This window comes from Frankia sp. AiPs1 (assembly GCF_023716945.1).
Lineage (GTDB): Bacteria > Actinomycetota > Actinomycetes > Frankiales > Frankiaceae > Frankia.
The window spans coordinates 1-6,424 of sequence record NZ_JAMQQF010000332.1; the positions used below are offsets into that span (position 1 = coordinate 1).

Below are 6,424 nucleotides of genomic sequence, written 5' to 3' on the forward strand. Positions count from 1 at the left end.
CCGCGGCCCCGACCGCCGCCGGTCCCGCCGCTGGTCCCGCCGCCGGCGTCACGGCGGTGATCTCGTCGCCGATCCCGAGCAGTTCGCGGCGCAGATGGTCCGCGAGGGCCTGCGGCGTCGGCCGGTCGAAGAACAGGGTGGCAGACAGGCGCAGCCCCGTCTGCTCGGCCAGCGCTGCCCGCAGCCGCTCGGCGATGTGGCGGTAGATCCCGAGGGCGCGCCACGGCGCCCCCCGATCGACGACGCCAGCGCTCGGGCCGGTAACCGCGGCGGCCTGGGCCACGATCAGGTCGAGCAGCAGCTCACGCTGGGCGTCCGCCGACCGGCCGGCCAGCCGGGCCCGCCACGCCTCGGCCGACTCGCCCGCCGCGCGCGGGGATCGTCCGAGGGTCTGGCCCAAATCGCGCATGCGAACTCCCACCTTGCTCAGGAACAGGGCAACGATCATTCGGCGACGGTTGCCTGCGCCCGCACGTGGCCAGCGGACAACCGGCGCGCGGGCGCGACGGGCACGGACAGGGGTCCGTGCCCGCGCTGAGGCGACGCGCCAGCCGCCGGTGTGCAGCACAGAGATGGAGACTGCGTCCCGGTGGACCGGGGCCAATCCGGTGCGTCCGCGCGGCCACGCGGACGTCGACGCGGGCGACCGGCACGAGGTCGGACCGGGCAGCCATCCACAGGTGCCCGTGCGATGGCTCGCTGTTCCGGTCGGACGACTCAGGTGCCGGCACCCGAGAGTTGATCACCTTGGACGCATGGTGGAATCGTGCCCGACGCGGTCGAATTACGACAAATGACCCTGGCGCGATCGGGCCATGCCGGTCCGAGCCAGGCCGCCATCTGTGCAGGTGGCGGCAGCGGCCGGGAGCAGGGTGTCTGCACGCTCACGCCCGATCGCCCCGCCGCGGGGGCGCCCGCCACACCCCGGACCTGGCTTCCTCCCCCCGAGCCGACGCCGCTCCCCCCAGCCGGCGCCCCTCCCCCCAGCCGACTCCCCCCACCACCAAGGCGATGCGAATTGCGGTGCGGATCGCGGTGCGTTCTGCACGGTTCGAGCCCAAAAACCGTGCACTACGCACCGCAGGGAACACCGCAAGGCACACCGCGAGCCGCAGCGGCCAGCCTGAGATCGCCGGGACCGTCCCTCGCGGGTGGGCATACGGGTGGGCATAGTTGTGAGGACCACGCCCGAAGGAACCCTCGGTGCAGGTGTCTGTACCGGCCCGATCCGGCGGCCTCGGGTGTCCGCGACCGATACCTCGTCCCCGACGAAGGAGCGAGCCCGATGGGCACCGTCACCCACCTCAACCCACCCGAGCTGCACTCCTCGCCCGCCTACTCGCAGGCGACGGTGGCCGAGGCGGGCCGGACCCTCTACATCGGCGGCCAGAACGGCACCGACCGCGACGGCGTCATCACCGGTGGGATCGCCGAGCAGACCGCCCAGGCGCTGCGCAACGTCCTCACGCTGCTCGCCGCCGCCGGAGCGGGGCCCGAGCACGTTGCCCGGTTGAACATCTACCTCGCCGCGGAGGTCGATCCCGCCGAGGCGTACGCGGCGACCGGCGCGGTGTGGGGGACCCATCCCACGGCCGTCACGGTCCTGCGGGTCGCCAGCCTCGGCCGCCCGGAGGCCCTCGTCGAGATCGAGGCCACCGCCGCCCTCGGCTGACCTGACCCCTGCGCGACCCCACCGGCGCGCCACAGGCAGGTGGACCTTCAGACGGGTGGATCTGCGCCCACGCGGGCCGCGCCCCCCACCGGCCATACTCGCCGGCTGGCGGCCATGATGCCCATCGCCAGCACGGACAGCCCGACGAAGACGGCCCGCCAGCTCGTGTGCCGGGCGATGAGACTGCCCAGCGGCGCGCCGGCCCACAGCGCGGACAGCAATCCGGAGGTGGCGACGCCGAGCCAGGACGCCCGCCGGCCGCGGGGCGCGCTCACGCCGACCAGAGTGAACACGGTCGCGGTGGCGCCGGAGACGAACAGGCCCGCGCCGACCCGGGCCGCCAGCAGCACCCCGAAGTCCGGGGCGAACGCCGTCAGCAGGTTGAACGCGCAGAACCCGGCGAGCGCGAGGGTCAGAACGTGCTGCGGCGAGGCCGACGCGGCCCGGCGCCCCCAGGCGGGCGCCGCCAGCACGTAGGCGACGGCGAACACGGTCACACTCAGGCCGGCGGTGCGCAGCGAGACGTCGAACCGGGCCCGCCACACCGGCAGCAGCGGCGAGACGACGAACAGGTGGGTATGCCTCCCGGCGCGAGACGCCGGCAGCCGGCCGGGCTGGCGTGCCCGGATGGAGCGACCACCGAGAGCACCAGCCCAGCCGGCCCACCCGAGACATACGATGGTATCAAGTTAGGGATCGTTCCCTAACGTATTCGAGGTACCACCCGCTTGATGTGACCGGGCCGGAATCCACCACATCTGGGAGCAGCTCCATGGAACTGGGCGTGTCGCTCCACCCCACCTGGCCGAACGGCGACAACGACGGCGCACGGGCCCTGAGCGCAGCACGCCGGGCGGACACGCTCGGCTTCCACCACATCCGGGTCGGCAGCCACGTTCTCCGGGGCCAGCTCGACGTGGCCAGCCACGACATGGACCCGCTGGTCTTCCTCGCTGCCGTGGCGGCCGCAACCACCCGGATCAGGGTGCTCACCGGCGTGCTCGTGCTGCCCTACTACCATCCGGTGGTACTGGCCAACCAGGTCGCCTCGCTCGACGTGTTGTCCGCCGGCCGTCTCCTGCTCGGCGTCGGTGTCGGTTGGGACGCTGCCGAGTTCGCGGCGGTCGGGGTGCCGTTCGGTGAACGGGGTGCACGCACCGACGAGTACCTGGAGGTCATGACCACGATGTGGAGCCGGGAACACGTCGATTACCAGGGCAGGTTCACCACCCTGCGACGTGCCGGCGTCTGCGTACCGGTCAGGACACCGGGCGGTCCACCGATCTGGGTCGGCGGACACAGCGACGCCGGTCTACGCCGGGCACTTCGCTTCGGTGCCGCCTGGCACGGCTCGGGCGGCGACCACGTGGCCGTCACCAGGATCCGGCAACGGTTGACGGCGTTCGGCGACCAGTTCGGCCGCGACCCAGCGACCCTCCCGCTGACCTCGGTGAACTACCTGGTGCCGCCGGGCCTGCGGCAGGTGGGTCAGGCCCCTGGCGCGCTGCTCGGCGGCTCGTCGCCCAGCGCCGAGAGCGTGCTGGACGACCTCAACCGGCTCCGGGAGGTGGGGCTCACCGTGAGTTCACTGTGGATGCCGATCGACGGCGCGGCCATGAACGACGCGTTGGACTGGCTGGCCGAAGAAATCATGCCCAAACTCGACGGTCCGTCCGCCCGCTACTGAGCTTCCATGCGTGATGTCGGTCGATCCAGCTGGTTTCAAGGCCAGGCCTGTGCCGTCGAGCAGGTGGGTGGCGTTGGACCCGGTGCAGGCCGCGGCGGACCAGGTCCGCGAGATGGTCGACGTCGGTGAACCGCCGGTTGGCCAGCCGCAGGCCCAGGAACCAGGACCAGGAACGAACGGTTCTCACTGCGGTGCGTTCGGTGTACCCAGCGCACCGCAGCCCCCTCACCACAATCGACGAAGGTCCGAACGTGGCGTTCGCACCTCGGCGAGGAGCCCCGGGGGAGCTCGAAATCAGGCCGGCGACGCGGCAGGGGACGAGGCGGCGGCAGGTTCCGGTGACCAGAGCGTGTCGGGGTGGGCGCGGCGCAGCTCGGGGGCGATGTCGGTGGCGAACCATTCGAGCTGTTCGCGCTGCCAGGCGATCGGCAGGGAGTCGACGCCGATGCCGGTGAGCTGCTGGCCGTGGAGCTCGGTGAATCGGTGGATCTTGTCGAGGACCTGCTGCGGGCTGCCGACGAGGGCCGAGCCCTGCTCGATGAACTCCTCCAGCTCCCAGAACGGCGAGTTGTTGTGCTTGGCCGCGGGGGTGGCGCGCTGGGCGTTCCAGAACGGCCGGTACGCCTCCAGGGCCTCCTGCGAGGTCCTGCGGATCAGCAGGGCCGGGAAGCCGCTGCCGACCAGGGGCTCCCCGGGATGGCCGTGCTCGGCCCAGCGCTGGCGGTAGTGGTCGATGAGATCCTGGTACTGGGCCACCCTGAAGAACCCGTTGGCCGAGTACAGCGGGTCGCCGTGCTTCGCGGCCAGCTCCGTCGTCTGCCGGCTCGTCGCGCTGCCGTGCCAGACCCGAATCGTCGGCTGGTAGGGGCGCGGCTGGGTCGTCAGGTCGACGATGGGCTCCCGGTATCGCCCGGACCAGGTCACGCTCTCCTGCGACCACAGCAGGCGCAGCAGCTCGTACTTCTCCGCGAGCACGTCCCACTGCTCGGCCGGGTCGAGCCCGAAGATCGAGTAGTGCGGCGCGTGGTTGCCCTTCGCGATGACGAGGTCGAGCCGGCCGCCGCTGATGTGGTCGAGCAGCGCGTACTCCTCGGCCACCTTCACGGGGTCGTGGATGCTCAGCACGGTGACCCCGGTGAGCAGGCGGACCCGGCTGGTGCGGGCGGCGACCGCGGTCAGCAGCACCGCCGGCGACGAGCACAGGAACGGTGCGCCGTGCCGCTCGCCGATCTGGTAGGCGTCGTAGCCGAGCTGTTCGACCAGAGCCGCCTGGTCCAGGACGCTGGCGAGCTTGTCGTGCTGGCTCATCGTCACGCCCGTGTGCGGGTCCGGAGCGTTGACGATCAGCGAAAGCACGACGAACTTCACGGTCCTCAGCATACCGATCGGTCAGGTGGGTTTTGGCCCGAACGCCACATCCACGCCGCCGGGTGCAGGAACGCCGCCAGACCCAGAAACTCTGCCAGACCCAGGAACGCTGCCAGACCCAGGAACGCTGCCAGGACGAGATCCAGCCGGCGGGCCCGCGAGGCAACCGGGGACCACGCTCGCCGCGCGGACCGAGGCCGGCGGTGCGCTAGAGTGACCGCATGCCTGCGCGCCGGAGTCTCTGGTGGGCCGCCACATCGGCGGTCCGCACCCAGCGCGCGTAGTCCACGCACGCGGCCGCCCACCCCGGCGGCCGCCATCGTCACCTCGACACGGCGAGGGACGGCCGTCGGCCCCGACGACCGCCCGACCCCACGAGGCCCTGATCATGGATCTGCTCCGTTCTCTGCTCGCCACCGTCGGCGCCGGTGGCGAACCCGGTCCGTTCGCGCTGCTGCGCCGCGAGGGCGCCGATCATCTCGACGTGCTGCGCGGCGAACTCGACGTCGTCGACCGGCTCGCCGACCTCCCCCTGCCCGCCGCAGGGGCCGCCGGGCCGCGCACGCTCGCCCTCGTGCCCTACCGCCAGCTCACCGAACGCGGCCTGACCTGCGTCGACGACGCGATGCCGCTGGAATGCCTGCGCGTCGACGACCACGTTCGGATCCCGCTCGCGGCGGCCCTCGCCGCGCTGCCCGACCGTGCCGTCACCGCCCGCGGCGGGCACTTCGACCTCAGCGACGAGCAGTACGCCGAGACAGTCTCCACGGTGCTGCGGGAGGAAATCGGCCGCGGCGAGGGCGCGAACTTCGTCATCCACCGCGTCTACACCGCCGCCCTCGACACCCCGCCGCTGGTCGCCGGGCTCGCCGCGCTGCGCCGCCTGCTGCTCGGCGAGCGCGGCGCCTACTGGACGTTCCTCGTCCACACCGGGACCCGGACGCTGGTCGGGGCCACGCCGGAGCGGCACGTCAGCGTCGACGACGGGGTCGTGATGATGAACCCGATCAGCGGCACCCACCGGCTGCCCGCCACCGGCCCGGACCCGGCGGCGTTGCTGCGTTTCCTCGCCGATCCCAAGGAGATCGACGAGCTGTACATGGTGCTCGACGAGGAGCTGAAGATGATGGCCCGGGTCGCCGAGCGCGGCGGCGAGGTCATCGGGCCGCAGCTCAAGCAGATGTCCCACCTCGTGCACACCGAGTACCTGCTCGCCGGCCGCGGCGACGCCGACGTGCGCGACGTGCTGCGCGAGACGATGTTCGCCCCGACCGTCACCGGCAGCCCGCTGGACAACGCCCTGCGGGTCATCGCCCGCCACGAACGCCGGGGACGGCGCTACTACGGCGGGGTGTGCGCCCTGCTCGGACGCGACGAGGCCGGCCGTCAGACGCTCGACGCCCCGATTCTCATCCGCACGGCGGAGATCACCCCCGACGGGCGACTGCGGGTGCCCGTCGGGGCGACGCTGGTCCGCCACTCCACCGCCGCCGGCGAGGTCGCCGAGACCTACACCAAGGCCGCCGGCATCCTCGCCGCCCTCGGCCTGCGCCCACCCGCCGGCCCCCTGCCCACCAGCTCCCCGTTCCCCGAGCGCGACGCCCCCAGCCACGACGGCCCCGACCACGACGCCTCCGACCACGACGCCCCTGACTCGCGGCCGGGCCTCGGCCAGTCCGCACCCCGCGGTCCGCACG

At 72.5% G+C, this 6,424-nt stretch carries 6 protein-coding genes; 3 read left to right on the forward strand and 3 right to left on the reverse strand.

Going from position 1 to position 6,424, the window contains the following annotated elements:
• Positions 1-409 (reverse strand): acyl carrier protein (locus tag ND748_RS22110; RefSeq protein ID WP_251747895.1); only part of this gene is annotated, 409 nt, incomplete at its 3' end.
• 876 nt (positions 410-1,285) lie between these two features.
• On the opposite strand from ND748_RS22110, the gene ND748_RS22115 reads away from it, so the two are divergent.
• On the forward strand, positions 1,286-1,672 hold the full coding sequence (locus ND748_RS22115) for a RidA family protein (protein ID WP_251747896.1): 387 nt from the start codon (positions 1,286-1,288) through the stop codon (positions 1,670-1,672).
• Between the two features lie 47 nt (positions 1,673-1,719).
• Here the strand turns inward: ND748_RS22115 and ND748_RS22120 are convergent, their stop codons facing one another.
• Positions 1,720-2,352, reverse strand: a complete 633-nt coding sequence (locus ND748_RS22120) for an MFS transporter (RefSeq protein ID WP_308205695.1) — start codon at positions 2,350-2,352, stop codon at positions 1,720-1,722.
• Positions 2,353-2,444: 92 nt separating this feature from the next.
• On the opposite strand from ND748_RS22120, the gene ND748_RS22125 reads away from it, so the two are divergent.
• Positions 2,445-3,359 carry a TIGR03619 family F420-dependent LLM class oxidoreductase gene (locus tag ND748_RS22125; RefSeq protein ID WP_251747898.1) on the forward strand — a complete coding sequence of 305 codons (915 nt, stop codon included), beginning with the start codon at positions 2,445-2,447 and terminating at the stop codon, positions 3,357-3,359.
• Positions 3,360-3,653: 294 nt separating this feature from the next.
• On the opposite strand, the gene ND748_RS22130 is transcribed toward ND748_RS22125, so the two are convergent.
• Positions 3,654-4,739 carry an LLM class flavin-dependent oxidoreductase gene (locus ND748_RS22130; RefSeq protein ID WP_251747899.1) on the reverse strand — a complete coding sequence of 362 codons (1,086 nt, stop codon included), beginning with the start codon at positions 4,737-4,739 and terminating at the stop codon, positions 3,654-3,656.
• 376 nt (positions 4,740-5,115) lie between these two features.
• Here ND748_RS22130 and ND748_RS22135 point away from each other — a divergent pair.
• Positions 5,116-6,424 (forward strand): chorismate-binding protein (locus tag ND748_RS22135; RefSeq protein ID WP_251747900.1); only part of this gene is annotated, 1,309 nt, incomplete at its 3' end.

Coding starts and splice junctions, on each gene's coding strand:
- ND748_RS22115 (WP_251747896.1), top strand. CDS start 1,286: ATGGGCACCGTCACCCACCTCAACCCACCCGAGCTGCACTCCTCGCCC.
- ND748_RS22125 (WP_251747898.1), top strand. CDS start 2,445: ATGGAACTGGGCGTGTCGCTCCACCCCACCTGGCCGAACGGCGACAAC.
- ND748_RS22130 (WP_251747899.1), bottom strand. CDS start 4,739: ATGCTGAGGACCGTGAAGTTCGTCGTGCTTTCGCTGATCGTCAACGCT.